The following is a 25859-nucleotide window of genomic DNA, read 5'->3' as shown; positions in this document are numbered from 1 at the left end:
AACTCTCACGTTCGTCGGCGGGTCGCCTGCCAAGAAGTGGTTAAAATCGCGGTTGACCAGCGGGGACGGGGCGCCCCGAGGGTCCTGGACCCGGGCCCGTCCTGCGGGCGACGTACCGTATGGGCGCGGGCTCAGGTACCGTGGAAGCCCTACGGACCGGTCTCTCCGCGGAGAGCCCGTTCCAGATCATGAACGCGTGTCAAGACTCTGGGGCCGTCGAGCCCCGTCACCGAGGGGGTCGAGCCATGGGGCGCGGCCGGGCCAAGGCCAAGCAGACGAAGGTCGCCCGCCAGCTGAAGTACAACAGCGGCGGGACTGACCTGTCGCGTCTGGCCAGCGAGCTGGGCGCTTCGACTTCGAGCCAGCCGCCGAACGGCGAGCCGTTCGAGGACGACGAGGACGAAGACGACCCGTACGCCCAGTACGCGGATCTCTATAACGACGACGATGAGGACGAGGACGACGAGTCCGGTCCGTCGTCGCAACATCGCCGCGGCGCTTGACGCACTGAGCAGTGCTTGACCCGGTCCGGTAGTGGTCCACACCACCGGACCGGGTTTTGCGCTGCTGTCGCCACCGTCAGGCGCTGTAGTCCCCCACGAGGGCCGCGCCCGACTCGTGATCGCCGCGCTCGGTGATCTCTCCGGCGACCCATGCCTCGACGCCGCGGTCGGCCAGCGTCGCCAGGGCCACGTCCGTGGACTCCTCGGGGACGATGGCGATCATGCCCACGCCCATGTTGAGGGTCTTCTCCAGCTCCAGGCGCTCGACCTGCCCCGTCCTGCCGACGAGGTCGAAGACCGGGGCCGGGGTCCAGGTGGAGCGGTCGACGATCGCGTGCAGGTCGTCCGGGATGACACGGGCGAGGTTCGCGGCGAGGCCGCCACCCGTGACATGGCTGAACGCGTGCACCTCGGTGGTCCGGGTCAGGGCCAGGCAGTCCAGCGAGTAGATCTTGGTCGGCTCCAGCAGTTCCTCGCCGAGGGTGCGGCCGAGCTCCTCGATCCGCGCGTCCAGTGACAGGCCCGCCTGGTTCAGCAGGACATGCCGGACGAGCGAGTACCCGTTCGAGTGAAGCCCGGAGGCCTCCATGGCGATCACCGTGTCACCCGTACGGATGCGATCCGGGCCCAGCAGCCGGTCGGCCTCCACCGCGCCCGTACCGGCGCCGGCGACATCGAAGTCGTCCGGGCCGAGGAGCCCGGGGTGTTCGGCCGTCTCGCCGCCCACGAGGGCGCAGCCGGCCAGCACACAGCCCTCCGCGATGCCCTTGACGATCGCGGCCACCCGCTCGGGGTGGACCTTGCCGACACAGATGTAGTCGGTCATGAACAGCGGCTCGGCGCCGCACACCACGATGTCGTCCATGACCATCGCGACCAGGTCGTGGCCGATGGTGTCGTACACACCGAGCTGGCGGGCGATGTCGACCTTGGTGCCCACGCCGTCGGTGGCGGAGGCGAGCAGGGGACGCTCGAAGCGCTTGAGGGCGGAGGCGTCGAAGAGGCCGGCGAACCCGCCGAGGCCGCCGAGGACCTCGGGGCGCTGCGTCTTCTTCACCCACTCCTTCATCAGCTCGACCGCGCGGTCGCCCGCTTCGATGTCGACGCCCGCGGCTGCGTAGCTGGCACCAGTTGTCTCAGACATGGCTATGAGAACTTTCGTGTCGTACGGCAGGCGTTTCAAGAAAGCACTGCACGGGCCGTCTTACGGGCGGCGGATCGCGTCGGCGGCGGCCGTGGCGGCCGGGCCGGCGGCCAGCTCCGTCTCCAGCAGCTGCTTGCCGAGCAGCTCGGGGTCCGGGAGCTCCATCGGGTACTCGCCGTCGAAGCAGGCGCGGCACAGGTTCGGCTTGGCGATGGTGGTCGCCTCGATCATGCCGTCGATGGAGATGTACGCCAGGGAGTCGGCGCCCAGCGAGGTGCCGATCTCGTCGATGGTCATGCCGTTGGCGATGAGCTCGGCGCGAGTGGCGAAGTCGATACCGAAGAAGCAGGGCCACTTCACGGGCGGCGAGGAGATCCGGATGTGGACCTCCGCCGCGCCCGCCTCACGGAGCATCCGCACCAGCGCCCGCTGGGTGTTGCCGCGGACGATCGAGTCGTCGACGACGACCAGGCGCTTGCCCTTGATGACTTCCTTCAGCGGGTTCAGCTTCAGACGGATGCCGAGCTGGCGGATCGTCTGCGAGGGCTGGATGAAGGTCCGGCCCACGTACGCGTTCTTCACGAGACCCGCACCGAAGGGGATGCCGGAGGCCTCCGCGTAACCGATGGCGGCCGGAGTGCCGGACTCCGGGGTCGCTATGACCAGGTCAGCCTCGACCGGGGCTTCCTTGGCGAGCTTGCGGCCCATCTCCACGCGGGAGAGGTACACGTTCCGGCCGGCGATGTCGGTGTCCGGGCGGGCCAGGTACACATACTCGAAGACACAGCCCTTGGGCTTCGCTTCCGCGAATCGGGAGGTGCGCAGGCCGTTCTCGTCGATGGCCACGAACTCGCCCGGCTCGATCTCGCGGACATAGCTCGCGCCGCAGATGTCGAGGGCGGCGGACTCGGAGGCGACCACCCAGCCGCGCTCCAGGCGGCCGAGGACCAGCGGGCGGATGCCCTGCGGGTCGCGGGCGGCGTACAGGGTGTGCTCGTCCATGAAGACGAGGGAGAAGGCGCCCTTGACCTGCGGGAGGACCGTGTGGGCGGCCTCCTCGATGGTCAGCGGCTTGCCGTCGGCGTCCTCTTGGGCGGCGAGCAGGGCCGTCAGGAGGTCGGTGTCGTTGGTGGCCGCCACGCGCGGGGTGCGGCCGCCCTCCTTCTTCGGGAGGTCGGCGACCATCTCGGCGAGCTGCGCCGTGTTGACCAGGTTGCCGTTGTGGCCGAGCGCGATGGAGCCGTGCGCGGTGGCGCGGAACGTCGGCTGGGCGTTCTCCCACACGGAGGCGCCGGTGGTCGAGTAGCGGGCGTGACCGACCGCGATATGACCCTGGAGCGAACCGAGCGAGGTCTCGTCGAAGACCTGGGAGACGAGGCCCATGTCCTTGAAGACGAGGATCTGGGAGCCGTTGCTGACCGCGATTCCCGCGGATTCCTGGCCCCGATGCTGGAGGGCGTAGAGCCCGAAGTAAGTGAGCTTGGCGACCTCTTCACCGGGAGCCCAGACTCCGAAGACGCCGCAGGCGTCCTGGGGGCCCTTCTCACCGGGGAGCAGATCATGATTGAGTCGACCGTCACCACGTGGCACGGCTCCGAGTGTAGGCGAGATCGACCACTGGTCCGAATTGGGGATACGTGCCGCTCATGGATCACTGCTCGGCGACCGTCGTGGCGGTTTCCCCGTTTGCGCTGGTCAGCGTGAGGGTTTGCTGATCCAACTCATAACTCACGGTGCCACCGAAGAGGCGCAGGAGGCTCTTCTCCGTATGCATGAGTGAGGTGTCGCACATCATTCGTGTGGTGGACGGGGCGCCGAGGGTGATATGTCCGTCGCGGACCGTGGCGTTCGCGGTGACGTGGTTGCAGCCGAGGCGGCCGGTGACCTTGCCGGACTTCTTGTCGAAGGTGAGGTACGCGGACGCCGTCTGCCCGTGCGGCAGGCTGGTCGCCGTGCCGTTGGTGTCGCCGAGTGCGGTGATCGTCCACTTCGTCCCGTACAGCGGGGCGCCCTTCTCCTGGGGCTCCTTGGTCAGCCGGACGCGGTCGCCGTCGTGGGTGGTGAGCGTCAGGCCGTCGCCCTTGGTCGCGACCGTGAGCGAGTGGTCGGTGAGAGTGGCGGCGAGGGCCCGCTCGAAGGCCATGCGCCGGGGCTCGCAGGCCATCAGGGTCTGACGGGCGTTCGTCAGTTCGACTCGGTGGTCCTTGAAGGCGGCCTTCGCGCCGAACGCGTTGCAGCCGTAGTCGCCCACGGCGGTTCCGTCCGCGCGGATCCTGAGGTCGGCGCCGGCGGGAGCGCGCCGGGTGGTGCCGTCCACGGTGACGCTGTCGACCCTCCAGTGGACGCCGGACACCTGTGAGGCGACGGAGCTGCTGCCCGTGTCGCTTCCGCAGGCCATGACCAGCGGAAGGACGGTCAGGACGGCGAGGGTGAGTCGCTGTTTGTCCATGCCGATGGGACGAAAGGGACGGAAGGCCGGTTCCCCCCGTTCACCTCATCAGCGGCAGCAGCCCGCCCAGGTCCGCCCGCTCGCCACTGGCGCTGACCTGGGCCTCCTGGACGGCATCAGCCCAGGTCACGCGCCCGGTCGCGAGCCGGATCCAGGTCAGCGGGTCGGTCTCCACGACGCTCGGCGGGGTGCCACGGGTGTGCCGCGGGCCCTCGATGCACTGCACCACGGCGTACGGCGGGATCCGCACCTCGGTGGAGCCGCCGGGCGCCTTCACGGCCAGGGCGTCGGCGAGCAGCCGGGTGCAGGCGGCGAGCGCCTGACGGTCGTACGGCACCTCCAGGCCCGGCACGGCTGCGTTCAGGTCGTCGGTGTGGACGACGAGTTCGACGGTGCGGGTGACGACGTAGTCGGCAAGGGGTACGGCGCCGAAGTTGGTCTCCAGGAGACGGCCGCCGGGGTGCTCGTCCAGCAGCCGGTCCAGGCTCTGCTCGATGTCGGCGAGATAGGCGCCCAGGTCGGTGTGCTGCTCGCCGAGCCGCCGGGTGAACTCGTCGATGGCCGAGGAGCTGGCGGCGGTGGCGAAGACCCAGTCGAGCAGCACGGCGTCCTGCTTGACGGGCTCCGGCTTCTCGAGCGACCGGTGTACGGCCGTCACCGCCATCCCGATGTGCGCCACCAGCTCCCGCACGGTCCACTCACCGAGCCGCGTGGGCCCGGCCAGCTGCTCGGGGGTCAGGGTGCGCACTGCCTCCCGGACGTTCCCGAACTGGTCCTGCACAGCCTTGCGGATCTTGACGGGGTCGTACGTACGGATGCGTCTCTTGGCCGGGGGCATGACAGCGAGCCTATGGGACGAGCCTGAGGCCCGAACTGGAGCCGATCACCCGTGCGAGTGATCACCGGGTGATACCCGCCCCCGCTCCGTCGGGACCAGGCAATGCTGGCCTTCGCCTGGAAGGGGGTGCAACATGACGGTTATGGCCGAGCGCACGTCTCAGATGTCGGTGGAGGAGTTCGAAACGATCGCCTCCGCCGCTCCCGAGACCGTCACGTTGGAGTTCATTGACGGACGGATCGGAGTCAAGAAGGTGACGGACGGGGACCACGACACGATCGTGTCCTGGCTGACCAAACGCTGTATCCAAGCCCGACCCGATCTGGACGTGTACCACGGTCGAGGCCTCAGGGTAGCCGCCTATCGGCAGGGCCGGGCGAAGCCTGACGCCGTACTCACGCCCGAGGCCCACTTCGCGGCATTCGGCGAATGGGCCGACCCGGAGGGGGCGCTCATGGTGGTCGAGGTCACCTCGTACGACTCGGACACCGACCGGCGCGACCGGTACGAGAAGCCAGCCGCATACGGCCAGGCAGAGATCCCGGTGTACCTCTTGATCGACCGCGACGCCTGCACGGTCACGCTGCACAGCTCACCGGACCGGAAGATCGGTGGCTACCGCGTCGTCCGTACCGCGAAGTTCGGCGAGAAGGTGCTACTCCCCGACCCGATCGGCATCGAACTCGACACGGAGATCCTCAAGAACTACGTCCGCTGAACGCCCGAACAGCCGTGAAGGCCCCGCCCGGATGATCCGGGCGGGGCCTTCCCCGTCGTAAGACCGCCTACGCGAGCAGCGCCGGGATCGTCCGCTCGTGCGCCTCGCGCAGTTCCTCCAGGGGCAGTTCGAACTCGCCCTGGAGCTCGACCGAGTCACCGTCCACGACACCGATGCGCGTGACGGGCAGACCCCGCGCACCGCACATGTCGTTGAAGCGGACCTCCTCGGAGCGCGGCACGGCGACGACCGCACGCCCCGCCGACTCGGAGAAGAGGAAGGTGAATGCGTCCAGCCCGTCCGGTACGACCAGGCGCGCGCCCTTGCCGCCGAGCAGCGCCGACTCCACGACCGCCTGGATCAGACCGCCGTCGGACAGGTCGTGCGCGGAGTCGATCATGCCGTCGCGGGAGGCGGAGATCAGGATCTCGGCCAGCAGGCGCTCACGCTCCAGGTCGACCTTCGGGGGCAGACCGCCGAGGTGGTCGTGGACGACCTGCGACCAGGCCGAACCGCCGAACTCCTCACGCGTGTCGCCGAGGAGGTACAGCAGCTGCCCCTCCTCCTGGAAGGCGACCGGCGTACGGCGGGCGACGTCGTCGATCACGCCCAGTACGGCCACGACCGGCGTCGGGTGGATGGCCGCCTCGCCCGTCTGGTTGTAGAGCGAGACGTTGCCGCCGGTCACCGGGGTGCCCAGCTGCTGGCAGGCGTCGGCGAGGCCGCGGATGGCCTCCGCGAACTGCCACATCACGGCCGGGTCCTCGGGCGAACCGAAGTTCAGGCAGTCGGAGACGGCCAGCGGCTTGGCACCGGTCGTGGCGACATTGCGGTACGCCTCCGCGAGGGCCAGCTGCGCGCCCGCGTAGGGGTCGAGCTTGGCGTACCGGCCGTTGCCGTCCGTCGCGATCGCGACGCCGAGGCCGGACTCCTCGTCGATGCGGATCATGCCCGAGTCCTCGGGCTGGGCCAGCACCGTGTTGCCCTGCACGAAGTGGTCGTACTGCGAGGTGATCCACTTCTTGGAGGCCTGGTTGGGGGAGCTCACCAGCTGGAGGACCTGCTGCTTGAGCTCCTCGCTCGAAGCGGGCCGCGGCAGCTTGTTCGCGTCGTCGGCCTGCAGCTCGTCCTGCCAGGACGGGCGGGCGTACGGCCGCTCGTAGACCGGACCGTCGTGCGCGACCGTCCGCGGGTCGACGTCGACGATCTTGCCGCCGTGCCAGTAGATCTCCAGGCGGTCGCCGTCGGTCACCTCACCGATGACGGTGGCGATGACATCCCACTTGTCGCAGATCTCCAGGAACCGGTCGACCTTCTCCGGCTCGACGACCGCGCACATGCGTTCCTGCGACTCGCTCATGAGGATTTCCTCGGGCGAGAGCGTCGAGTCGCGCAGCGGTACGTCGTCCAGGGTCACGCGCATGCCGCCGGAGCCGTTCGAGGCGAGCTCGCTCGTCGCGCACGACAGACCGGCCGCGCCGAGGTCCTGGATGCCGACGACCAGCTTCTCCTTGAAGGCCTCCAGGGTGCACTCGATGAGCAGCTTCTCCTGGAAGGGGTCGCCGACCTGCACGGCGGGACGCTTCGACGGCTTGGCGTCGTCGAAGGTCTCCGAGGCCAGGATCGACGCTCCTCCGATGCCGTCACCGCCCGTACGGGCCCCGTACAGGATGACTTTGTTGCCCGCGCCGGACGCCTTCGCGAGGTGGATGTCCTCGTGCCGCATCACACCGATGGCACCGGCGTTGACCAGCGGGTTCCCCTGGTAGCAGGCGTCGAAGACGACCTCGCCGCCGATGTTGGGCAGGCCCAGGCAGTTGCCGTAGCCGCCGATGCCGGCGACGACACCCGGCAGCACGCGCTTGGTGTCCGGGTGGTCGGCCGCACCGAACCGCAGCGGGTCCACGACCGCGACCGGCCGCGCACCCATCGCGATGATGTCGCGGACGATGCCGCCGACACCTGTGGCCGCGCCCTGGTAGGGCTCGACGTAGGAGGGGTGGTTGTGCGACTCGACCTTGAAGGTGACCGCGTAGCCCTGGCCGACGTCGACCACGCCGGCGTTCTCACCGATGCCGACGAGAAGGGCGTCCGACTGGGGCGCCTTCTCGCCGAACTGGCGCAGGTGCACCTTCGACGACTTGTACGAGCAGTGCTCGGACCACATGACGGAGTACATGGCGAGCTCGGCACCGGTGGGCCGGCGGCCGAGGATCTCGACCACGCGCTCGTACTCGTCCTTCTTCAGGCCGAGTTCGGCCCAGGGCAGCTCGACGTCGGGGGTCGCGGCCGCGTGCTCGACCGTGTCCAGAGGCGTCCGGCTCATGCGTTGACCAGCTTCTTGAGGATCGAGGTGAAGAAGGGGAGGCCGTCGGTGCGGCCGGAGCCGATGAGGGGCTCGACGGCGTGCTCGGGGTGCGGCATGAGGCCCACGACGTTGCCGGCCTCGTTGGTGATGCCGGCGATGTCGCGGAGCGAGCCATTGGGGTTGAAGTCCATGTACCGGAAGGCGACACGGCCCTCCGCCTCGAGCTTGTCGAGGGTGTACTCGTCGGCCACGTACCGGCCGTCCATGTTCTTGAGCGGGATGTGGATCTCCTGGCCCTGCTCGTAGTCCACGGTCCAGGCGGTGTCCGCGTTCTCCACCCGCAGCTTCTGGTCGCGGCAGATGAAGTGCAGGTGGTCGTTGCCGAGCATGCCGCCCGGGAGGAGGTGGGCCTCGGTGAGGATCTGGAAGCCGTTGCAGATACCGAGGACCGGAAGGCCGGACTTCGCCTGCTCGATGACCGTCTCCATCACCGGCGAGAAGCGGGAGATGGCGCCGGCCCGCAGATAGTCGCCGTAGGAGAAACCGCCCGGAAGGACGACCGCGTCCACCTGGTGGAGGTCCTTGTCCTTGTGCCAGAGGGCGACCGGTTCCGCGCCCGCGAGACGGATCGCGCGCTGGGTGTCCCGGTCGTCGAGGCTGCCCGGGAAAGTGACGACGCCAATACGAGCGGTCACTTCGCGGCCTCCGCGACTTCCTCCACCTTGACGGTGAAGTCCTCGATCACGGTGTTGGCGAGGAAGGATTCCGCAAGATCGTGGATGCGGGCGAGGGCGGCCTCGTCGACCGGCCCGTCAACTTCCAGTTCGAATCGCTTTCCCTGACGTACGTCGGAGATGCCGTCGAAACCCAGACGCGGCAGTGCGCGCTGCACCGCCTGGCCCTGGGGGTCGAGGATCTCCGGCTTGAGCATGACGTCGACTACGACGCGTGCCACGTGCACTCCCGGTGGTGTGGTGCGGAGCAGGTTCCTGCAGTGGTTTCAGACTACCCGCACAAAATTTCTACGCGCGTCGACTTGTAGGAATCTACGTGACGCCTGTCACGATCCGGCGCGGCGGCGAGTCCCTCCAGAAAATTTCCGGGAAAGATCCCGGATCGACATCCGAAACCTATTGCGCTCGGACACGCGGGAGGATTTAGTCGGGCTTCACATTGCATTGTCGGGCACTGTACAAATGAATTGTCAGCGTGCCGCACGAAGGGACCGATATTCGTGGCGCAGAAGGTCGTGGTCACTCTCTCTGACGACATCGACGGCTCGGAAGCGGCGGAAACGATCGCCTTCGGACTCGACGGCAAGTCGTACGAGATCGACCTGAATCAAGCCAATGCCAAGAAACTGCGTAAGGCGCTCGCGCCCTACGTGGAGGCCGGCCGCAAGCGGTCGAAGTCGGGCCGGACCTACCGGCAGACGGAGGTCGCCCCCGACCCGGCGGCCGTACGCGCCTGGGCCCAGGCCAACAAGATGGACGTCCCGGCCCGCGGCCGCATCCCCAAGAAGGTCTACGAGGCGTTCAGCGCGGCGCAGTAGCCGCCGCCCGACGACCGGTCACCGGCCCCTCGGGGGAACCGACTTGCGCTGCACCCCTCCTGGTCAGCTAGAGTCTGGAGCACGCCGAGGGGCAAGGCCGAAAGGCCCGGCTCACGGAGTACATGCGGGTGTAGTTCAGTAGCAGAACATCCCCCTTCCAGGGGGAAGGCGCAGTGTGCAATTCCTGTCACCCGCTCTGCACCGCCGGTCCGGACCACTCTTGTGGATCAGGTAGGCTGGTGCTCGCGCCGATCGGTGGGAGCTGGTCGGAGGCAATGCGGACGTAGCTCAGTTGGTAGAGCGCAACCTTGCCAAGGTTGAGGTCGCGAGTTCGAGCCTCGTCGTCCGCTCTGATGGAAGGCCCCAGTCTTATGGCTGGGGCCTTCGTCGTGTTCGGGGTCTCTCGCTGCCGTCCCTCTGACATTTGTCATGCCGAGTGATGACAGCGCGCACTGCTGCCGGGTCCCGGTCGCCGGGACGCTGAAGTCATGGAGACGAACGAACACGAACACGTGATTGAGGTCACTGACCTGCGGCGTGTGTACGGGGGCGGGTTCGAGGCGGTGCGCGGAATCTCTTTCTCCGTGCGCCCCGGCGAGATCTTCGCGCTGCTCGGCACCAACGGCGCGGGCAAGACATCGACGGTCGAACTGCTGGAGGGACTCGCCCGGCCGGCCGGGGGCCGGGTACGGGTGCTCGGCCACGATCCCTATGAGGAACGGGCCGCCGTACGGCCGAGGGTCGGGGTGATGCTGCAGGAGGGCGGGTTCCCATCCGAGCTGACCGTCGCGGAGACCGCGCGGATGTGGGCGGGGTGTGTGAGCAGGGCGCGGCCGGAAGACGAGGCGCTGGTGCTCGTCGGGCTTCAGAAACGGGCCGACGTACGGGTGAAGCAGCTGTCCGGGGGTGAACGGCGGCGGCTCGACCTGGCGCTCGCGCTGCTCGGCGAGCCCGAGGTGCTGTTCCTGGACGAGCCCACGACCGGGCTCGACGCCGAAGGGCGCCGGGACACCTGGGAGTTGGTGCGGGCGCTGCGCGACGGCGGCACCACCGTGCTGCTCACCACGCACTATCTGGAGGAGGCGGAGGGGCTCGCCGACCGGATCGCGATCCTGCACGAAGGACGCGTCGCGGCGAGCGGGACGCCGGCCGAGGTGACCGCCGCGCAGCCCTCACGGATCTCCTTCCGGCTGCCCGACGGCTACTTCCTCGGGGACCTGCCGCCGCTCGGTGAGCTGGGGGTGTGCGGGCACGAGGTGGACGGGAACGTCATACGGCTGCGGACGCGGGAGTTGCAGCGGGCGGCCACCGGGCTGCTGGTGTGGGCCGAGGGGGCGCGGGTGGAGCTGCGGGGGCTGGATGTGCGGTCGGCCTCGCTGGAGGAGGCGTTTCTGGGGATCGCGCAGGAGAGGACGGTGGCGGCATGAGTGCGGTGGCCTTTGCCCCGGTCGGGCGGCGGTTGCGGGCGCTGGCGCGGGCGGAGCTGACTCTGCTCGGGCGCAACCGGAGTGCGGTGGTCATGGCACTGCTGATGCCGCTTTCGCTGCCGATCAGTGTGCGACCTGCGATCGACCAGATGGATCTGAAGGCAAAGGGGCTGAGCGTAGGCACGGTGATGCTGACGGCCGCGATCGGCTTCTCCTTCCTGTTCGCCCTCTACACCCCCCTGCTGAGTGCCTACGTCGCCCGCCGCGAGGAGCTGGTCCTCAAGCGGCTGCGCACCGGCGAACTCGGCGACGCGGAGATCCTGACCGGCACCGCCCTGCCCGCCGTCTGCCTCGGCTTCGCCCAGGCCGTCCTGTTCGGCGTCGGCTGCGCGGTGCTGCTCGACGCGGGGGCGCCGCGGGCGCCGTATCTCACGGTCCTCGGTCTCCTCTCGGGCCTGGTGCTGTGCGCCGCGCTCGCCGCGCTCACCGCCTCCTTCACCAGGACCACGGAGAGCGCCCAGATCACGGCGGCGCCGCTGGTGTTCATGTCCATGTTCGGCTCGGGCATCATGATCCCCACCGAGGTCCTGCCGGACCGGCTGGCCTCCGTCTGCGAACTGCTTCCGCTCTCCCCCGCGATCCGGCTGATCCGGGGCGGCTGGACCGGGCAGTTGAGCGCCTACGAGGTGCTGGGCGCGCTGGCGACCGCTCTGGCCTGGACCGTGGTGGCGGTGTTTGCTGTACGGCGGTGGTTCCGGTGGGAGCCACGACGCTGACGGACGGGGGAGCGGCGGTGTTCGGGCTGATACGGGGCTGGCAGCGGCGGCACTGGCGGGAGCGGAGCAAGGCCGAGCGGGTCGAGCTGCAGACTCTGGTGACCGGGTACGTCACCACCTGGGTCTTCTCCCTGTCCTGGCTGGCACTGCCACTGGTGGGCGGGCTAGAGCGGCGGCCCGCGCCGACGGTCGTCGCGGGCCTGCTTCTCCTGGTGAGCGCCCTGCAGTGCGGGGAGGCCAACCGGCTCACCCGGCCCGTGCTCGACCACTACCTGGGCCGCGCCGAACTCCCGCTCCGCGCCCTGCGCCCCGCCGCCGTCCTGATGGGCCTCGCGCTGGCCCTGACTCTGGCCCTTGCCGCGCTGGGCGGGGCCGACGCGGTGACGATCAGGCTGGTCATCGGTGCCGCGCTGATGCCCTTCGGGCTGCTGTACGGGCTGGTCGTGTCCATGCGGGTGTTCCTGCGCCGGTCCGCCGCGCTCGCCGTGGTGCTCATGGCCGCCTTCGCCTGGGCCTATCCGGATCCCGCCGGGATCGTCACGATCGGCGTACTGACCGGTTTCGGGGTGGCCGTCTCCCTGCTCGCCAGCCGCTGCGGCGCCTGGACCCTGTCCGTGCTGTGGGAGGCGGAGCGGGCCCGGGAGGTCGAGGCCCGCCTCGCCGTCGCCGAGGAACGGCTGCGCTTCGGGCGGGACCTGCACGACGTGATGGGGCGGAACCTCGCCGTCATCGCGTTGAAGAGCGAGCTGGCCGTGCAGCTGGCCCGGCGCGGGCGGGCCGAGGCGGTGGACCAGATGATCGAGGTGCAGCGGATCGCGCAGGAGTCGCAGCGGGAGGTGCGGGAGGTCGTACGGGGGTATCGGGAGGCCGACCTCGGGGTCGAACTCGCCGGTGCGCAGGGCGTGTTGAGCGCGGCCGGAATCGTGTGCGAGGTGCGCGGGGAGGCGGGTGGGCTGGATGCCGGGGTGCAGTCGGTGCTCGGGTGGGTGGTGCGGGAGGCCACGACGAATGTGCTGCGCCATGGGGACGCGGTGAAATGTGACATAGCACTGACCCTGGACCGGGGGCGCGTGGTGCTGACCGTGGAGAACGACGGGGCCTCGGATCCTGCCGGTGGCGGCGGGTCCGGACTGGCCGGGCTGCGGGAGCGGCTGTCGGCGGTGGGCGGGACGCTGGAGGCCGGCCGGGTCGGGGCGGATGTGTTCCGGTTGACGGCCGAGGTGCCGCTGAGTGCGGAAGAGGTCACGGTATGACCGCCGTCGTACGGCTTCTGCTCGCCGACGACGAGCATCTGATCCGGGGGGCGCTCGCCGCGCTGCTAGCCCTGGAGGACGACCTTGTGGTCGTGGCCGAGGCCGCGTCCGGTCCCGAGGCGCTGGCGATGGCGCGGGCTCACGAGCCCGACGTGGCCGTGCTCGATCTCCAGATGCCGGGCGCCGACGGTGTGAAGGTCGCCACATCCCTGCGGGCCGAACTGCCCGGCTGTCAGGTGCTGATCGTGACCAGTCACGGGCGGCCCGGGCATCTGAAGCGGGCGCTTGCGGCGGGTGTGCGGGGGTTCGTTCCGAAGACGGTCAGCGCACAGCGGCTCGCGGAGATCATCCGCACCGTGCACGCCGGGAACCGTTATGTCGACCCCGAGTTGGCCGCCGATGCGATCGCCTCCGGGGACTCGCCGCTGACCGCTCGGGAGGCCGAGGTGCTGGAACTCGCCGCCGACGGGGCGCCCGTCGCGGAGATCGCCGAGCGGGCCGCGCTGTCGCAGGGGACCGTGCGGAACTATCTGTCGTCGGCGGTCTCCAAGCTGGGAGCCGAGAACCGTCATACGGCGGTGCGGCTCGCGCGGGAGCGGGGTTGGGTATAGTTGGCTCCGCGCCACGGCGCACTGCGGACGTAGCTCAGTTGGTAGAGCGCAACCTTGCCAAGGTTGAGGTCGCGAGTTCGAGCCTCGTCGTCCGCTCGGGAAGAAGACCCCGGTCCACTGGACCGGGGTCTTCTCGTTGCCCTAGCTCCAGCTCGTGCCCGTCAGGCGCTCGTACGCCTCGATGTACTTCGCCCGGGTCGCGTCCACGACCTGCTGCGGCAGCGGCGGCGGGGGCTGCTCGCTCCTGCGGTCCCAGCCGGACTCCGGCGAGGTCAGCCAGTCCCGGACGAACTGCTTGTCGTACGACGGCTGGGCGCGGCCCGGCTGCCACTGGTCGGCCGGCCAGAAGCGGGAGGAGTCCGGGGTGAGGATCTCGTCCGCGAGGACCAGGGTCTCGCCGTCGAAGCCGAACTCGAACTTGGTGTCCGCGAGGATGATGCCGCGCTCCCGGGCGATGTCCCGGCCCCGGCCGTAGACGGCGAGGGTGGCCTGGCGCAGTCGGGCGGCGGTGTCCGCGCCGACCTGGCGGGCGACCTCCTCGTAGGAGACGTTCTCGTCGTGCTCGCCGACCTCGGCCTTGGTGGCCGGGGTGAAGATCGGGGCGGGGAGTTCGCTGCCGTCCACCAGGCCCTCGGGGAGGGCGAGGCCGCAGACCGTGCGGGACTCGTTGTACTCCAGCAGGCCCGAGCCGGTGAGATAGCCGCGGGCGACGGCCTCCACCGGGACCATCTTCAGCGACTTGCAGACGAGGGTGCGGCCGGCCCAGTCGGCGGGGGCGCCGGCGGGCAGGTCGGTGCCGATCACGTGGTTGGGGATCAGATCGGCGATCTGCTCGAACCACCACAGGGAGAGCTGGGTCAGGACGCGGCCCTTGTCGGGGATCTCGGTCGGCAGCACCCAGTCATAGGCGGAGATGCGGTCGCTGGCGACCATCACGAGGTCGCCGGCCTCGTTCTGGTACAGCTCGCGCACCTTGCCGGTGTGGAGATGAACCAGGCCCGGAACCTGGATCGGCTCGGGCTTTTCTACGAATCCGGACACGGTTCCTCCCCGTGGTTCTGTCCAATGGGGTCGATTCTCCCGTACGCCGAGGATCGCCTTTGGAGTGGGGTGGGCTCGAAAGGGGCGGTGACGTGGGCTTACGTGAGTTCAGTCACGTTTGCAGATGCGGTCCAGGAGGTTGGCCGTGGCGCGCTGGACGCGGGTGTCGACGTGGCCCGGACGGTCCAGGGCCGGGGACCAGGCGAAGGTCCCGGAAGCGAAGACCAGGGCGCCGGAGGGGGCTCGGTAGAGGGAGGTCTCCTGGTGGCGGAGGGTGCCCTCGGAGTCGGTGTACGGGGAGTGGGCGAGCAGGATGCGCTCCTCGTGCTCGGGGAGCGGGGTGCGCGGGAAGTAGCGGTCCGCCTCGCCCGCGACCAGACCCTCGATCTCGTCGCCCTCGTGGGCGCCGGTCGCCTCCCACAGCCAGTGGTCGGCGTTGCGGACGATCAGGGGGTGGGGGTCGGGGACCCGGCCCGCGTACTGGATGCCGACCAGTTGCTGCTCCGGGCGGTCGATCTCGCGCCACAGGACGGGCCGGCCGGGGCCTTTGCGCTTGCGGCAGGTCAGCAGGCGGTCGGGGACGCCGGACGGGGACGGGCCCAACTCGACCTGCCAGTACATGGTGTTGGCGGAGAGGAAGACGAGGGACGTGCCGTGCTCGCGGGCGAGTTCGACGGTGCGGCGCATGCTGGCCGACCAGTACTCGTCGTGCCCCGGGAAGACCAGACCGCGGTAGCGGGTGGGGTCCACGTGTCCTGCGTGCAGGTCGCGGGCGTCGGCGTAGGCGAGGTCGTAGCCGTAGCGCTCGGCCCAGCGGATGAAGTCGTAGGCGTGGCCCACGTGCAGGGGGAGGCCGGCTCCGGCATACGGGCGGTCGAAGGAGACCGTGGTCGCCGCCTCGGACTCGCCCAGCAGCCGGCCCTGTTCGTCCCAGGCGTGGTAGAGACTCGCGCCCGTGCGCCCGTCCTCCGGGTAGAGGTTGTACGCCTGCCAGGTGACGTCGGGCAGGAGCAGGAGCAGGTCCGCGGGGTGCTTGTCGCGGACCGTGAAGGGGATGTGGGAGCGGTAGCCGTCGACGGTGGTGAGTACGGCGACGTAGGCGCCGATGCTCCAGTAGCTCGGGATCTGCAGACGCCAGGAGAGCCACCAGTGGTGGCAGGAGACCGTGCGGTCTGCGGCGAGCGGCGGGGGCTGGACGATGCCGGAGAGACGGGGGCTGGTGGTGATCTTGGATGCGCCGTCGCCGCCGTAGTGGCCGATGCGGTAGATGTCGACGCTGAACTCCTGGGGCGGGTCGACCGTGATGTGGAAGTCGACGGCCTCGCCCGGGGCGACGGCGCCGGTGGAGATGAAGCCCTTGATCTGGCGGCGGACGTCGTCCGCGGAGCGCGGGCCGCCGGCGGCCCGCGGGGCCGGGACGCGGGGGGTGTCCGGGGAGTCGCCCGGCGATGACTGCTGGGGGGCGTCCACGTACCAGGGGACCACCTGGCCGGTGTCGTCGAAGTACGTCTCACTGCCGCGGAGCCAGGGCACCGGGCCCTGGCCGAAGGGGTCGGTCACGGCATGCGCCAGCGCCCCGGATTCCCAGCGGCGGATCTGCTCCTGCCCCATTGTCGCTCCCCTCCCTCGATCCCCCGCGGTCGCGTGGTGTGCCTGTCGCATGGTGTGGCCTGCCTGGCTTGTGGCCCTGGCGTGCCTGGCTTGTGCCGTAAGCCCTTGCCATGTGCTCGATCGGTCCCAGCACATCACATTGCGCACCCATGTGGTCACTATTCGTTGCGAATTGGCCGAAAGTGGAATGGGGGGTTCCGGAACCGGTGACCGTCACACAAGCCGGACGGGCTTCTCGGGGCGTATGCCGGATTCGAGAAGCCAGGCCCGCAGGGGGGCCGGGTCGCCGTCCTCGACGAGGCTGAGGACGCGGGGGGTCAGGTCCGTGGCCCGTTCGCCCCTGATGAGGAGGGACGGGCCGTCGAGCCAGTCGAGGCCGGGGGTGGCGCCTGCGGTGTCCATGGCGGCGCAGCAGACCATCGCGGTGACGTGGTCGGCGAGCAGCTCACGGGCTGTTCTCGGGGGTTGGAGCGGGAAGAGAGGGAGCGTGGCTTCGTCCCAGAAGGCGGCGTCAGGGGCGGTTCGCTCCGCGGGGGTGGCGGCTGTGGCTTCCTCGCGGGCGAGCTCGGCGGTGAGGCCTGCGGCGAGCGTGGTGGTGCGTTCGTTTTCTTTTTCGGGTTGTTCGGCCTCGGCTTCGCCTTCGGCCCAGATGTTCCCATCCGCTCCACCCGTGCCACTTTCGTCGTCGGGTGCCGGTGGCCCCTGTGGGGCTTCCTCGCCGTCGGCGGCTGCGGGTTCGGATACGGGGTCCGGTGGACTCGACAGGTGGTCGAGGATTCTGGAGAGGGTGGGACCGTCGGCAGGCGGGGTGCCGGGGTCGGAGGTGTGGCTGACGCCCAGGGCGTCGAGGACCCGGTGGAGGCGGGCCGCGTCGGTGCGCCATTTGCGGTCCACGACCTCCTCCGGATACTCGTCCCAGTCGACCGGCGCCCAGTCGGGGCCCGGCTCGGCGGGGCCGCCGTGAAAGAGACGGGCGGCGAGGAGTGAGGCCGCCCCGTCCACCGCGCCGGGCTCTTCCAGCAGGTCGCAGGCGGGGCGCTCGCCCAGACGGGAGGCGAAGCCCTCGGCCAGACGGTCGCGACGGGAGAGTTCCGTGAGGGCCGCCACCACTCCCGCGTCCAGTCGGGAGGGCCAGCGGCCCATCCGCCAGGCGGGCAGCGCGACCCGGGTCAGCAGCCGGTCCCAGCCGGCGTAGGCCAGGCCCACCTGTTCCTGGGCGACGATCCTGAGGCCGTAGTCCACAGCCTGTGCACGCTCGGAGGCCGCGGCCGCCACGCCTCGCTCCATCTGTGCCGCGTGCTCCCGGCAGCTGCGCAGCAGCAGGCGGGCCACCCAGCCGATACTCGCGCACACTCCGCGGGTCAGGGGGCAGCGGCCGGGCGTCGAGCCGACGGCCACCGCCGCGTCCAGGCCCCGTACGAAGCGGCGGGCCGCAGCTATGTCCGGGTGGGCGGAGGGTCCCGTACCGGCGACGACCGGAGCGAGGACCGCGCGCAGTTCACCGACGCGCATCCACCACAGGAAGGGGGAACCGATGACGAGGACCGGTGCGGCGGCCGTGCGCCGGTGGGCGCCCCGCATACCCGCTATCTCGTCCCGGTCCGCGGCGGGGGGCGGGCCGTGCGCCGGGTGGGTGCGGTCCTCCAGCCAGCTGTCGCAGTCCGGGGTGAGCGCTATCGCCGAGGGTGCCGGGACGTCGAGCCGGTCGGCCAGGTCGCGCACCATCCGGTACAGGTCCGGGGCCGACTCCTCGGCTATCGGAACCGTCGGGCTGACGGCCGGGCGGGCGCGGGCTACGACCAGGGCGATGGCGCCCGCGGCGAGCAGGGCGAGGACGGCGAGGGGGGTCATGGCCCAGCGGGCGGCGTGCCAGAAGGGGCCCACCAGGTGGTCCGTGGAACCGCCGGCCAGCAGGATCACGGCGACCGCCGCGGGCAGCACCGCCACGGCCAGCGCCCTGCTGCGGATGCGCAGCACGGCGAGGGCCCTCGCGCGCGCTGCCTGCGCGCCCGCTTCCACACCCATACCGGTACCGGTCACGGCCGGTCCTCACCCCCTCCCAAGCTGTCCTGGCTGCGCGGCTGTCCTGGCGTTGCTCACTCCCCCACTGTGGCACCCGCCACTGACATCGCAATGCCGGTGGGCCAAGTGCCGGACCGCTTGCGCCGCACCCTAGTTGGGGCCTCGGTCCACGTCAGCCGGATGGGGTATCGGTCACTCGATGGAATGGCTTTGGGGAGAGGTGGATGACGGAAAGCGAAGATCAGGCCCCTGATCCCGGACCCGATCCGGAGCCCGGCCGCAAACACGTCGGGCCCCCGATCCTTAGACGGATCCGGGGCCCGATGGGTTGGCCGGCGAGTGTGGACGCCGCGGGGGGTCAGGCCTGCTGCGCCGCCTTCGCCGCGATGTCCGTGCGGTGCTGGGAGCCGTCGAGGTGGATGCGGGAGACGGCCCGGTACGCGCGGTCGCGGGCCTCGGTGAGGTCCTTGCCGGTCGCCGTGACGGACAGGACGCGGCCGCCGGCGCTGACCACCGTGTCACCGTCGTGCTTCGTGCCGGCGTGCAGGACGTACGCGTGCGGGGCGTCCTGGGCGGCCACCTCGTTGAGGCCGGTGATCGGGTCGCCGGTGCGCGGGGTGCCGGGGTAGTTGTGCGAGGCGACGACCACGGTGACCGCGGCCTCCTCGCTCCAGCGCAGGGGCGGCAGGTCCTGGAGGGTGCCGTTCGCGGCGGCGAGCAGAACGCCGGCCAGCGGGGTCTTCAGGCGGGCCAGCACCACCTGGGTCTCGGGGTCGCCGAAGCGGGCGTTGAACTCGATGACCCGGACACCGCGCGAGGTGATCGCGAGACCGGCGTAGAGGAGACCGGAGAAGGGGATGCCGCGGCGGCGCATCTCGTCGACGGTCGGCTGCAGAACGGTCTGCAGGATCTCCTCGACCAGCTTCGGGTCGGCCCAGGGCAGCGGTGAGTACGCGCCCATGCCGCCGGTGTTCGGTCCCTCGTCGCCGTCGAGCGCGCGCTTGAAGTCCTGGGCGGGCTGGAGCGGGACGACCGTCTCGCCGTCGGTGATGGCGAAGAGGGAGACCTCGGGGCCGTCGAGGAACTCCTCGATGACCACGCGCTCGCAGGAGTTGGCGTGCGCCCTCGCCGCCTCGATGTCGCCGGTGACGACGACGCCCTTGCCGGCGGCGAGGCCGTCGTCCTTGACGACGTAGGGCGCACCGAAGGCGTCGAGTGCCTCGTCGACCTCTTGTGGGTTCGTGCAGACGTACGAGCGTGCGGTGGGCACGCCCGCTCCCGCCATGACGTCCTTCGCGAAGGCCTTGGAGCCCTCGAGCTGCGCCGCCTCCTGGGAGGGGCCGAAGACCGGGATGCCCGCCTCGCGCACGGCGTCGGCGACCCCGGCGACGAGGGGGGCCTCCGGGCCGACGACCACGAGGCCGGCGCCGAGTTCCGTGGCCAGCGCGGCGACGGCCTTGCCGTCCAGGGCGTCGACCTGGTGCAGCTCGGCGACCTCGGCGATGCCGGCGTTGCCGGGGGCGCAGTGCAGCGCGGTGACGTCGGGGTCGAGGAACAGGGAACGGCACAGGGCGTGTTCGCGGGCGCCGCTGCCGATGACGAGGACCTTCACGGGGGTCAGCCTAACGGGGGTTTTGTGTGGGGTGCCGAGTGGGAGGGGGGCGGTGAGCTGTACGTTCCTCCAAGTGGTGCCCGGGTGGTGGGGCGCCGGCCTTGGGGGCTGCCGCCCCCAGACCCCCACTTTTCGGCCTGAACGGCCTCGTCCTCAAACTCCCCCACTCTCGGCTTCGCTCGAGCGGGGGGACCCCCATGACGGGCTGAAGTGCCGTGACCGGCGGCCAGAAGAGCACGCCCGGAAGAACAGGCCCCGCCCGGAAGGACGGCCTACTCGTTCGTGAACTCCTCCACGACCGTCGCCCCCAGCTCGCGCACGATCAGTTCGTGGCCGGAGAGGGCCGATTCGTTGAGGTCGGGGTCGTCGTCCTCGGGGATGTCGTCCTCGGGGGAGACCGGGGGCGGGGGTTCCGGGGCCCTGGGCTGGGGGGCGGGAGTGGGGGCGGCCTGGGCCGTCGGGGGCGGTGAGGCGGGGGCCGGGGAGGTGGGGGGCGGAGGGGTCGCCGGGCGCTGTGGGGGCGTGCCGGCGCCGGGGTTGCCGTAGCCGCCTCCGCCGTAGGCGCCGTTGGAGGGGGCGGGCGGCGGGGCCGAGCCGCCGGACGGGTCGACGATCGCCTCGATCTTCCACTGCACGTTGAACTGCTCGGCCAGCGCCTGGCGCAGTACGTCCTCGCTGCCGCTGCTCGCGAAGTTGTCGCGGGCGCCCGCGTTGACGAAGCCGAGCTGGAGGGTCGTGCCGTCGAAACCGGCCACCTGGGCGTTCTGGCTGAGCAGGATCCAGGTGAAGCGGCGGCGGTTCTTGACGGCCTCCAGGATGTTCGGCCAGAGCATGCGGGGGTCCGGGCCGCCGCTCGGGGGCGCGTAGGAGGAGGCGGGGGCGGGTGCCGCCGCCTGCGGGGCGGGCGCGGGTGCGGGCGCGGAAGCGGCGGGCGCGCTGGGCGTGGCCGGGGGCTGGCCGGCGCCCGCCGGGGTTGCCGTGGGCCAGCCGCCGGGGCGTCGGCCGCCGCCCGCGGGGGCCGCGGTGGGCCAGGCTCCGGGGGCGGGGGCCGGGGAAGCCGGGGCGGGGGCAGGGGAGGCCGGGGCGGAGGGCGGCGGTGAGGCGACCGGCGCGGCGGGCTCCGCGACGGTGGGCGGGGGTACGGGGGCTGCGGGTGCTGCCGGGGCGACCGGCGCGGCTGCGCCGGCACCAGCGCCGGAGCCCGGCATGCCGACCGCCGGCGCTCCCGCGTTCCGTACCGCAGCCCGAGCCGCAGCGGGGCCGCCGCCCGGCGGAACCGGGCCGCCACCAGGGCCGCCGACGGCCCCGGGCATCGGTCCCCCGTGCGCCTCGGGCCCCGGCACATACCCCATGGCCGGTGCGCCGCCGCCCGCGGAGAAGTTCACGCCCCGCTCGATCCGGTCGAGGCGGGCCATCACCGAACGCTCGTCCCCGTACGCGGCCGGCAGCAGCACACGCGCGCAGATCAGTTCGAGCTGCAGGCGGGGCGAGTTGGCGCCGCGCATCTCGGTGAGGCCCTCGTTGACCAGGTCGGCCGCGCGGCTGAGCTCGGCGGCGCCGAAGGTGCCCGCCTGCGCCTGCATGCGCTCGACGACGTCGGCCGGGGCGTCGATGAGCCCCTTCTCCGCGGCGTCCGGCACGGCGGCGAGGATCACCAGGTCGCGCAGTCGCTCCAGCAGGTCGGCGACGAAGCGGCGCGGGTCGTTGCCGCCCTCGATGATGCGGTCGACGACCTCGAAGGCGGCGGCCCCGTCACCCGTCGCGAAGGCCTCGACGACGGAGTCGAGGAGCGAACCGTCGGTGTACCCGAGGAGGGACGTCGCCATGGCATACGTCACACCCTCCTCCCGCGCCCCGGCGAGCAGCTGGTCCATGACGGACATCGAGTCACGCACGGAACCCTGACCGGCCCGGACGACCAGGGGCAGCACGCCGTCCTCGACCGGGATGTTCTCCTTGCCGCACACCTCGCCGAGATAGTCGCGCAGCGTCCCCGGCGGCACGAGGCGGAACGGGTAGTGGTGCGTCCGCGAGCGGATCGTCCCGATGACCTTCTCGGGCTCGGTGGTCGCGAAGATGAACTTGAGGTGCTCCGGGGGCTCCTCGACGACCTTCAGCAGCGCGTTGAAACCGGCCGACGTGACCATGTGGGCCTCGTCGATGATGTAGATCTTGTACCGGCTGGCGGCGGGCCCGAAGAACGCCTTCTCGCGCAGCTCACGTGCGTCGTCCACACCTCCGTGCGAGGCGGCGTCGATCTCGATGACGTCGATGGAGCCCGGTCCGTTGCGCGCCAGGTCGCGACAGGACTGGCACTCCCCGCAGGGCGTGGGCGTGGGTCCCTGCACGCAGTTCAGGCAGCGGGCCAGGATGCGTGCGCTCGTCGTCTTGCCGCAGCCGCGCGGCCCGCTGAACAGGTACGCGTGATTGACCCGGTTGTTGCGCAGCGCCTGCTGCAGCGGGTCGGTTACATGCTCCTGCCCGATGACCTCGGCGAACGACTCCGGGCGATAGCGGCGGTACAGCGCGAGAGACGACACGCATACGAGGTTATAGGCGCCCACTGACAACGCGGGCCGCCCGGATGCCGGGGACGAGCGCCAGGACGGATCACGAGCACCTCATCACGGAACATGAGCGTCTCTTGACGGCCACTTCACAGAAACAGTGCCTCCCCATGATTAAGTTGAACGCTCAAGTACAACACCAAACGCACAGTGCCCCTGCCATCACTCCCCTCACACCCCCCACAGCCCGCAAGGACACTCATGCCCCTCTACTTCATCCGCCATGGCGAGTCCCAGGCCAACGAGCAGAATCGGTTCGCCGGACGGCTGGACGCCCCGCTCACCACGCTCGGCCTGCGCCAGGCCGAGCAGGCGGCCGAACGGGTCGCCTCTCTCGCGGCGAGCGGCTTACGCATCGACGAAGTGCACACGTCCACCCTCCGCCGCGCCCAGGAGACCGCCCGGACGATCACCGACCGGCTGCCCGAGCCGCCGGAACGGTTCACGATCGACGAGGCCCTCACCGAACGCGACTTCGGCCTCTACAGCGGCCGCAACAAGAGCCTGGTGAAGAAGTCCATCGGCTTCGCCGGCTACACCGAGGCGTTCCACTCCCCGACCGGACGGCCCCCCGGCGGCGAGACCTGGACGGAGATGTACGCGCGCGTGGCGGCGTACTACGAGGAGGTACTGCTCCCCTCCTCCCGGGCCGGCCGTACCGTCCTCGTCGTCGCCCACAAGTACATCGTGGAGATGTTCGCGCTGGTCGTCGCGGGCGCCCGGCCCGAGTCGTACCGCGATTTCAAGATCCCCAACGCCCGCCCGCTCTCCGAAGAGGACCTGCGCCGCGCGGTCGCGAGCCCGGCGGCCGTCGGCCTGCTGAACGACCTCGGCGAGATCGTCGAGATCCGCCTCCCCCTGCTGATCGCCGCAGCCGCCGGGGCGGGGACGGCCGCCCAGCTCGCCCTGGGCGTACGCGTGCCCCCCTTGGTGTTCACCGTGACGCTGACGGCACTGCTCGCGATCGGCTCGTTCTTCGCCATGCTGCGCGTCAACCCGCACAGCCTGCGCCGCCCGCTCGCGAGCCTCCAGACGGCCGGGCCCCTGCTCCTGCCCCGCCTGGCCCTGGGCCTGATCCTGCTCTGGGCGGGCCACTCCCTCCCCCTGGAACTGGCCGGCCTCTTCCTCCTGCTCCCCCCGGCCCTCGTGGTGCCCACCCTCTCCCTCCTCTGGGGAGGCGACTACTTCTTCGCCGTACGCCACACAGTGGCCGCCTCGCTGACCCTCCCGGTGCTGCTGTTGGCGGGTCTGGTGCTTCCGGTGATGCTGCCGGGCGGCGCGGCACCGGCCCATACGCTCACCACCCTGGAACCTGCGCTGCTCAGCTACACGGCCGTCCTGCTCGCCGCCCTCGTCCTGCCCGGTGCAGGCGCCCAGGCCCTGCGCCGGCGCGACCCGATCCGCGCGGGCGCCCTCAGCACCAACTGGAACTGGCTGGGCGGCCTCGCCCTGATCCCCCTGGCGGGTCTGGCCACGTTCGCGCTGACCCCGCCGACGGGTCTGACGGCCGCGCAGGCCGTCCATCTGCTGCTGACGACGACCGTCACCGCCACGGCCCTGACGACCCTGAGGGGGCTGACGGCGCTCTTCCTCCGCCTGCGCCCGCACGACACCGGCCTCGGCCGCGACATGTTCATCACGCAGAACACGCCCAACGTCTTCCTGTGGCTCGCCATGACCGCGGTTCTCACCCCCACGACCGGCCGCCACCCCTCGGTCATCGGCCTGGGCGTCGCGCTCGTCTTCTTCCTCGCGGTCTACGTCGACGAGCGGATCTTCCTCCGCGCGCACCGCCGCGACCAGCCCCTGACGGCCGCATCGGAAACGTCGGCAGCACCCGGGAAACACAAGACCCCCCACGCACCCGCCAGAGCCGACCTACCCTTGCTGCCTTCCGGCCCTGGGGGAGTTCAGTCAGATAGCGCCGCGTGAGGGGCTGAGCCCCACCTTACCCGATCGCCGGGCGCCCGAACGAGTTCGCAAGCACCCTCCGACGTCATGTAATGTTTCCGGCGGAGGATTCGCCTAGAGGCCTAGGGCGCACGCTTGGAAAGCGTGTTGGGGGCAACCCCTCACGAGTTCGAATCTCGTATCCTCCGCCAGTGCCTCACCGGGCACGATGTCGAAGGGCCCCACCGCTTGCGGTGGGGCCCTTCGACGTTGTCCGTCTCAGTTTCCGTCTCAGTCGGTCTTTAGGCCGACACGTCTCCTCCGACTCAGCAGGTTCCTCTCAGCCGCCTGTCACCAACAACGGCTGGAGCACGCTAGCCAGCATGCGGATACGCCGCCCTCGAGTGTGCCCGAGCACACGAGCAAGAGGGTTGCGCGCCTAACCACACAAGGAGCCCAGTCGCTCTCCCCGTGCGTGCAGGCAGCACGCCCCAGTCGAAGGACACTCAATGACCTTGAACACGCTCGTGCTCGCCATGGTGCTCGTCGTTGTGACGCTGCTTGTGGCCTTGGTGCTCGGCGCGGCGGTGCGTATGTTCCCCACCCTGGCCGGGCCTATCCAGGCCGCGACGGCTGGTGTGACGACGATGGTGGCGCTTGATGACCGTGCTCGTGGCCGTCACGCGCTGACCACCGAAACGGGGCGCCTGCGCTGACGTAGACACCCCATGCTCGCTTGAGCAGACGAGAGCAGCAGACGCGGTCCATGGTGTGTGGGTCGACGGCGGACGGGATGGGAGCTGGGGTGGGTCGCGGGGGTGTGCTCTTGTGCACGCAGTGTTTGCAAGGTGCCTCAAACGCCCGCTACATGTTCGCGCACCGCGATCCGAGCCAGCTTCGTCAGCATCATGCCGTTGCGGATCCGGACGAAGTACTCCACGGGGAGTCCGTGCATCCGCGTGCCGGGGCCCCGGAGGGGGTGCCAATCGAGGGTAAAAAGCGTGTGCTCGCCCCAGGGGATCAACTTCATGGCGATGCGAGCTGCGCCGAAGGGGTCTGCCTTTGCTTCCAGTTGCAAGCGATGTCGCGGCTCGGAGATGCGGACGACACAAGTGTCGTCGAGAGTCAGAGGCCCAGCGCCAACGCGGACCTTCAGCCGGGCGCCTATATCTGGCCAGTGCGGGTCCACGGCGAGGATTTGCTGGGTTCCTGTCACCCACTCCGCGTAGCGGTGGCCATCGGACAGCAGGCGCCAGACTTCGGACGGCGAGCTCAAGATCAGACAGCGGTTCCGGGCCATGATCGCGCTCCTGGAGTATGGGCAGCATGGAAGCACCCCCGGCCATGGCGTCCCTGGGTGAGGACGTCCAGCGCAGCAGACGGTCGGCAGTTGCGAAGCGCGGCGCGGGGCCCCGGCCACCCCTCAGCTCGACAGGTGGACCCCAGCGCACCGATTTTCCCCTCCGGCCGTCTCACGGGCTCAACTTCAGCGTCATGCCGATCGCACCGCCTGCATAGTCCGTGAGATCCAGACGAG

General features: G+C 70.4%; 21 protein-coding genes, 4 tRNA genes, 1 other RNA gene and 1 pseudogene. 13 read left to right on the top strand and 14 right to left on the bottom strand.

What is annotated here, in order from left to right:
• The first annotated feature begins 245 nt into the window (after nt 1-245).
• Nucleotides 246-503 (top strand): DUF3073 domain-containing protein, encoded by a 258-nt coding sequence (locus ACFY1U_RS18365; RefSeq protein ID WP_361273844.1) that lies wholly within the window; start codon nt 246-248, stop codon nt 501-503.
• A 76-nt stretch (nt 504-579) separates the two neighbouring features.
• Here the strand turns inward: ACFY1U_RS18365 and purM are convergent, their stop codons facing one another.
• The 4 genes from purM to ACFY1U_RS18345 form a co-directional block, all read right to left on the bottom strand.
• The gene (purM, locus tag ACFY1U_RS18360) at nt 580-1647 is read right to left on the bottom strand and encodes a phosphoribosylformylglycinamidine cyclo-ligase (protein WP_390695117.1); all 1068 of its coding nucleotides are present in this window, start codon (nt 1645-1647) and stop codon (nt 580-582) included.
• 60 nt (nt 1648-1707) lie between these two features.
• The gene (gene purF / locus ACFY1U_RS18355; RefSeq protein ID WP_266957334.1) at nt 1708-3237 is read right to left on the bottom strand and encodes an amidophosphoribosyltransferase; all 1530 of its coding nucleotides are present in this window, start codon (nt 3235-3237) and stop codon (nt 1708-1710) included.
• 61 nt (nt 3238-3298) lie between these two features.
• Nucleotides 3299-4096, bottom strand: a complete 798-nt coding sequence (locus tag ACFY1U_RS18350; protein ID WP_390695116.1) for an META domain-containing protein — start codon at nt 4094-4096, stop codon at nt 3299-3301.
• A 40-nt stretch (nt 4097-4136) separates the two neighbouring features.
• Nucleotides 4137-4934 (bottom strand): sterol carrier family protein, encoded by a 798-nt coding sequence (locus tag ACFY1U_RS18345; protein WP_390695115.1) that lies wholly within the window; start codon nt 4932-4934, stop codon nt 4137-4139.
• A gap of 133 nt (nt 4935-5067) precedes the next feature.
• On the opposite strand from ACFY1U_RS18345, the gene ACFY1U_RS18340 reads away from it, so the two are divergent.
• On the top strand, nt 5068-5652 hold the full coding sequence (locus tag ACFY1U_RS18340) for a Uma2 family endonuclease (protein WP_390695114.1): 585 nt from the start codon (nt 5068-5070) through the stop codon (nt 5650-5652).
• A gap of 67 nt (nt 5653-5719) precedes the next feature.
• On the opposite strand, the gene purL is transcribed toward ACFY1U_RS18340, so the two are convergent.
• From purL to purS, 3 genes are read right to left on the bottom strand one after another with little or no spacing between them, the layout of a single operon-like run.
• Nucleotides 5720-7978 carry a phosphoribosylformylglycinamidine synthase subunit PurL gene (gene purL, locus ACFY1U_RS18335; protein ID WP_390695113.1) on the bottom strand — a complete coding sequence of 753 codons (2259 nt, stop codon included), beginning with the start codon at nt 7976-7978 and terminating at the stop codon, nt 5720-5722.
• Nucleotides 7975-8655, bottom strand: coding sequence for a phosphoribosylformylglycinamidine synthase subunit PurQ (gene purQ / locus ACFY1U_RS18330; RefSeq protein ID WP_390695112.1), 681 nt, complete (start codon nt 8653-8655; stop codon nt 7975-7977). Before purQ ends, purL begins: the two co-directional genes overlap by 4 nt.
• The gene (gene purS, locus ACFY1U_RS18325; RefSeq protein ID WP_007383088.1) at nt 8652-8915 is read right to left on the bottom strand and encodes a phosphoribosylformylglycinamidine synthase subunit PurS; all 264 of its coding nucleotides are present in this window, start codon (nt 8913-8915) and stop codon (nt 8652-8654) included. Before purS ends, purQ begins: the two co-directional genes overlap by 4 nt.
• A 279-nt stretch (nt 8916-9194) precedes the next feature.
• Here purS and ACFY1U_RS18320 point away from each other — a divergent pair, with 279 nt between their 5' ends.
• The 8 genes from ACFY1U_RS18320 to ACFY1U_RS18285 all read left to right on the top strand — a co-directional run bounded on the left by ACFY1U_RS18320 (nt 9195) and on the right by ACFY1U_RS18285 (nt 13675).
• Entirely contained in the window at nt 9195-9512 is a 318-nt protein-coding gene (locus ACFY1U_RS18320; RefSeq protein WP_232653356.1) for an Lsr2 family protein, read from the top strand.
• Nucleotides 9513-9636: 124 nt separating this feature from the next.
• Nucleotides 9637-9708 (top strand) — tRNA-Gly (locus tag ACFY1U_RS18315).
• 81 nt (nt 9709-9789) lie between these two features.
• Nucleotides 9790-9862 (top strand) — tRNA-Gly (locus tag ACFY1U_RS18310).
• Nucleotides 9863-10000: 138 nt separating this feature from the next.
• Nucleotides 10001-10939: an ABC transporter ATP-binding protein gene (locus ACFY1U_RS18305; protein ID WP_390695111.1), complete on the top strand. Its 939-nt coding sequence runs from the start codon at nt 10001-10003 to the stop codon at nt 10937-10939.
• On the top strand, nt 10936-11715 hold the full coding sequence (locus ACFY1U_RS18300; RefSeq protein WP_390695110.1) for an ABC transporter permease: 780 nt from the start codon (nt 10936-10938) through the stop codon (nt 11713-11715). The genes ACFY1U_RS18305 and ACFY1U_RS18300 overlap by 4 nt, the downstream gene beginning before the upstream one ends.
• On the top strand, nt 11697-12968 hold the full coding sequence (locus ACFY1U_RS18295) for a sensor histidine kinase (RefSeq protein WP_390695109.1): 1272 nt from the start codon (nt 11697-11699) through the stop codon (nt 12966-12968). The genes ACFY1U_RS18300 and ACFY1U_RS18295 overlap by 19 nt, the downstream gene beginning before the upstream one ends.
• Nucleotides 12965-13579 (top strand): response regulator, encoded by a 615-nt coding sequence (locus ACFY1U_RS18290; protein WP_390695108.1) that lies wholly within the window; start codon nt 12965-12967, stop codon nt 13577-13579. Before ACFY1U_RS18295 ends, ACFY1U_RS18290 begins: the two co-directional genes overlap by 4 nt.
• Nucleotides 13580-13602: 23 nt before the next feature.
• Nucleotides 13603-13675: transfer RNA gene (locus tag ACFY1U_RS18285), tRNA-Gly, on the top strand.
• Nucleotides 13676-13720: 45 nt separating this feature from the next.
• Here ACFY1U_RS18285 and ACFY1U_RS18280 read toward each other — a convergent pair.
• The 5 genes from ACFY1U_RS18280 to ACFY1U_RS18260 form a co-directional block, all read right to left on the bottom strand.
• Entirely contained in the window at nt 13721-14620 is a 900-nt protein-coding gene (locus ACFY1U_RS18280; RefSeq protein WP_390695107.1) for a phosphoribosylaminoimidazolesuccinocarboxamide synthase, read from the bottom strand.
• A 108-nt stretch (nt 14621-14728) separates the two neighbouring features.
• Nucleotides 14729-16231 (bottom strand): N,N-dimethylformamidase beta subunit family domain-containing protein, encoded by a 1503-nt coding sequence (locus ACFY1U_RS18275; RefSeq protein WP_390695106.1) that lies wholly within the window; start codon nt 16229-16231, stop codon nt 14729-14731.
• A gap of 213 nt (nt 16232-16444) precedes the next feature.
• Nucleotides 16445-18256 carry a hypothetical protein gene (locus ACFY1U_RS18270; protein WP_390695228.1) on the bottom strand — a complete coding sequence of 604 codons (1812 nt, stop codon included), beginning with the start codon at nt 18254-18256 and terminating at the stop codon, nt 16445-16447.
• 355 nt (nt 18257-18611) lie between these two features.
• The gene (gene purD / locus ACFY1U_RS18265) at nt 18612-19865 is read right to left on the bottom strand and encodes a phosphoribosylamine--glycine ligase (protein ID WP_390695105.1); all 1254 of its coding nucleotides are present in this window, start codon (nt 19863-19865) and stop codon (nt 18612-18614) included.
• A 272-nt stretch (nt 19866-20137) separates the two neighbouring features.
• Nucleotides 20138-22405, bottom strand: a complete 2268-nt coding sequence (locus ACFY1U_RS18260) for a DNA polymerase III subunit gamma and tau (RefSeq protein ID WP_390695104.1) — start codon at nt 22403-22405, stop codon at nt 20138-20140.
• A gap of 228 nt (nt 22406-22633) precedes the next feature.
• Between ACFY1U_RS18260 and ACFY1U_RS18255 the strand changes: the two are divergent.
• Nucleotides 22634-23131: pseudogene (locus ACFY1U_RS18255) on the top strand (histidine phosphatase family protein); the annotation flags it as partial.
• 1145 nt (nt 23132-24276) lie between these two features.
• Here ACFY1U_RS18255 and ffs read toward each other — a convergent pair.
• An RNA gene (gene ffs, locus ACFY1U_RS18250) (signal recognition particle sRNA small type) lies at nt 24277-24373 on the bottom strand.
• Between the two features lie 73 nt (nt 24374-24446).
• On the opposite strand from ffs, the gene ACFY1U_RS18245 reads away from it, so the two are divergent.
• Together ACFY1U_RS18245 and ACFY1U_RS18240 are read left to right on the top strand one after the other, a co-directional pair.
• A tRNA-Ser gene (locus tag ACFY1U_RS18245) sits at nt 24447-24534 on the top strand.
• A 297-nt stretch (nt 24535-24831) separates the two neighbouring features.
• The gene (locus ACFY1U_RS18240; RefSeq protein WP_390695103.1) at nt 24832-25038 is read left to right on the top strand and encodes a hypothetical protein; all 207 of its coding nucleotides are present in this window, start codon (nt 24832-24834) and stop codon (nt 25036-25038) included.
• Nucleotides 25039-25175: 137 nt separating this feature from the next.
• Here the strand turns inward: ACFY1U_RS18240 and ACFY1U_RS18235 are convergent, their stop codons facing one another.
• Nucleotides 25176-25622 carry an SRPBCC family protein gene (locus ACFY1U_RS18235; protein WP_390695102.1) on the bottom strand — a complete coding sequence of 149 codons (447 nt, stop codon included), beginning with the start codon at nt 25620-25622 and terminating at the stop codon, nt 25176-25178.
• Between the last annotated feature and the right edge of the window lie 237 nt (nt 25623-25859).

Source organism: Streptomyces sp. NPDC001351 (assembly GCF_042896045.1).
Classification (GTDB): Bacteria; Actinomycetota; Actinomycetes; order Streptomycetales; family Streptomycetaceae; genus Streptomyces.
Note: the sequence above shows the minus strand (reverse complement) of the source record. Positions and strands in the feature narration are given on the sequence as shown.

Coding starts and splice junctions, on each gene's coding strand:
- ACFY1U_RS18365 (WP_361273844.1), top strand. CDS start 246: ATGGGGCGCGGCCGGGCCAAGGCCAAGCAGACGAAGGTCGCCCGCCAG.
- purM (WP_390695117.1), bottom strand. CDS start 1,647: ATGTCTGAGACAACTGGTGCCAGCTACGCAGCCGCGGGCGTCGACATC.
- ACFY1U_RS18350 (WP_390695116.1), bottom strand. CDS start 4,096: ATGGACAAACAGCGACTCACCCTCGCCGTCCTGACCGTCCTTCCGCTG.
- ACFY1U_RS18345 (WP_390695115.1), bottom strand. CDS start 4,934: ATGCCCCCGGCCAAGAGACGCATCCGTACGTACGACCCCGTCAAGATC.
- ACFY1U_RS18340 (WP_390695114.1), top strand. CDS start 5,068: ATGACGGTTATGGCCGAGCGCACGTCTCAGATGTCGGTGGAGGAGTTC.
- purL (WP_390695113.1), bottom strand. CDS start 7,978: ATGAGCCGGACGCCTCTGGACACGGTCGAGCACGCGGCCGCGACCCCC.
- ACFY1U_RS18305 (WP_390695111.1), top strand. CDS start 10,001: ATGGAGACGAACGAACACGAACACGTGATTGAGGTCACTGACCTGCGG.
- ACFY1U_RS18300 (WP_390695110.1), top strand. CDS start 10,936: ATGAGTGCGGTGGCCTTTGCCCCGGTCGGGCGGCGGTTGCGGGCGCTG.
- ACFY1U_RS18290 (WP_390695108.1), top strand. CDS start 12,965: ATGACCGCCGTCGTACGGCTTCTGCTCGCCGACGACGAGCATCTGATC.
- ACFY1U_RS18275 (WP_390695106.1), bottom strand. CDS start 16,231: ATGGGGCAGGAGCAGATCCGCCGCTGGGAATCCGGGGCGCTGGCGCAT.
- ACFY1U_RS18270 (WP_390695228.1), bottom strand. CDS start 18,256: ATGGGTGTGGAAGCGGGCGCGCAGGCAGCGCGCGCGAGGGCCCTCGCC.
- ACFY1U_RS18240 (WP_390695103.1), top strand. CDS start 24,832: ATGACCTTGAACACGCTCGTGCTCGCCATGGTGCTCGTCGTTGTGACG.
- ACFY1U_RS18235 (WP_390695102.1), bottom strand. CDS start 25,622: ATGGCCCGGAACCGCTGTCTGATCTTGAGCTCGCCGTCCGAAGTCTGG.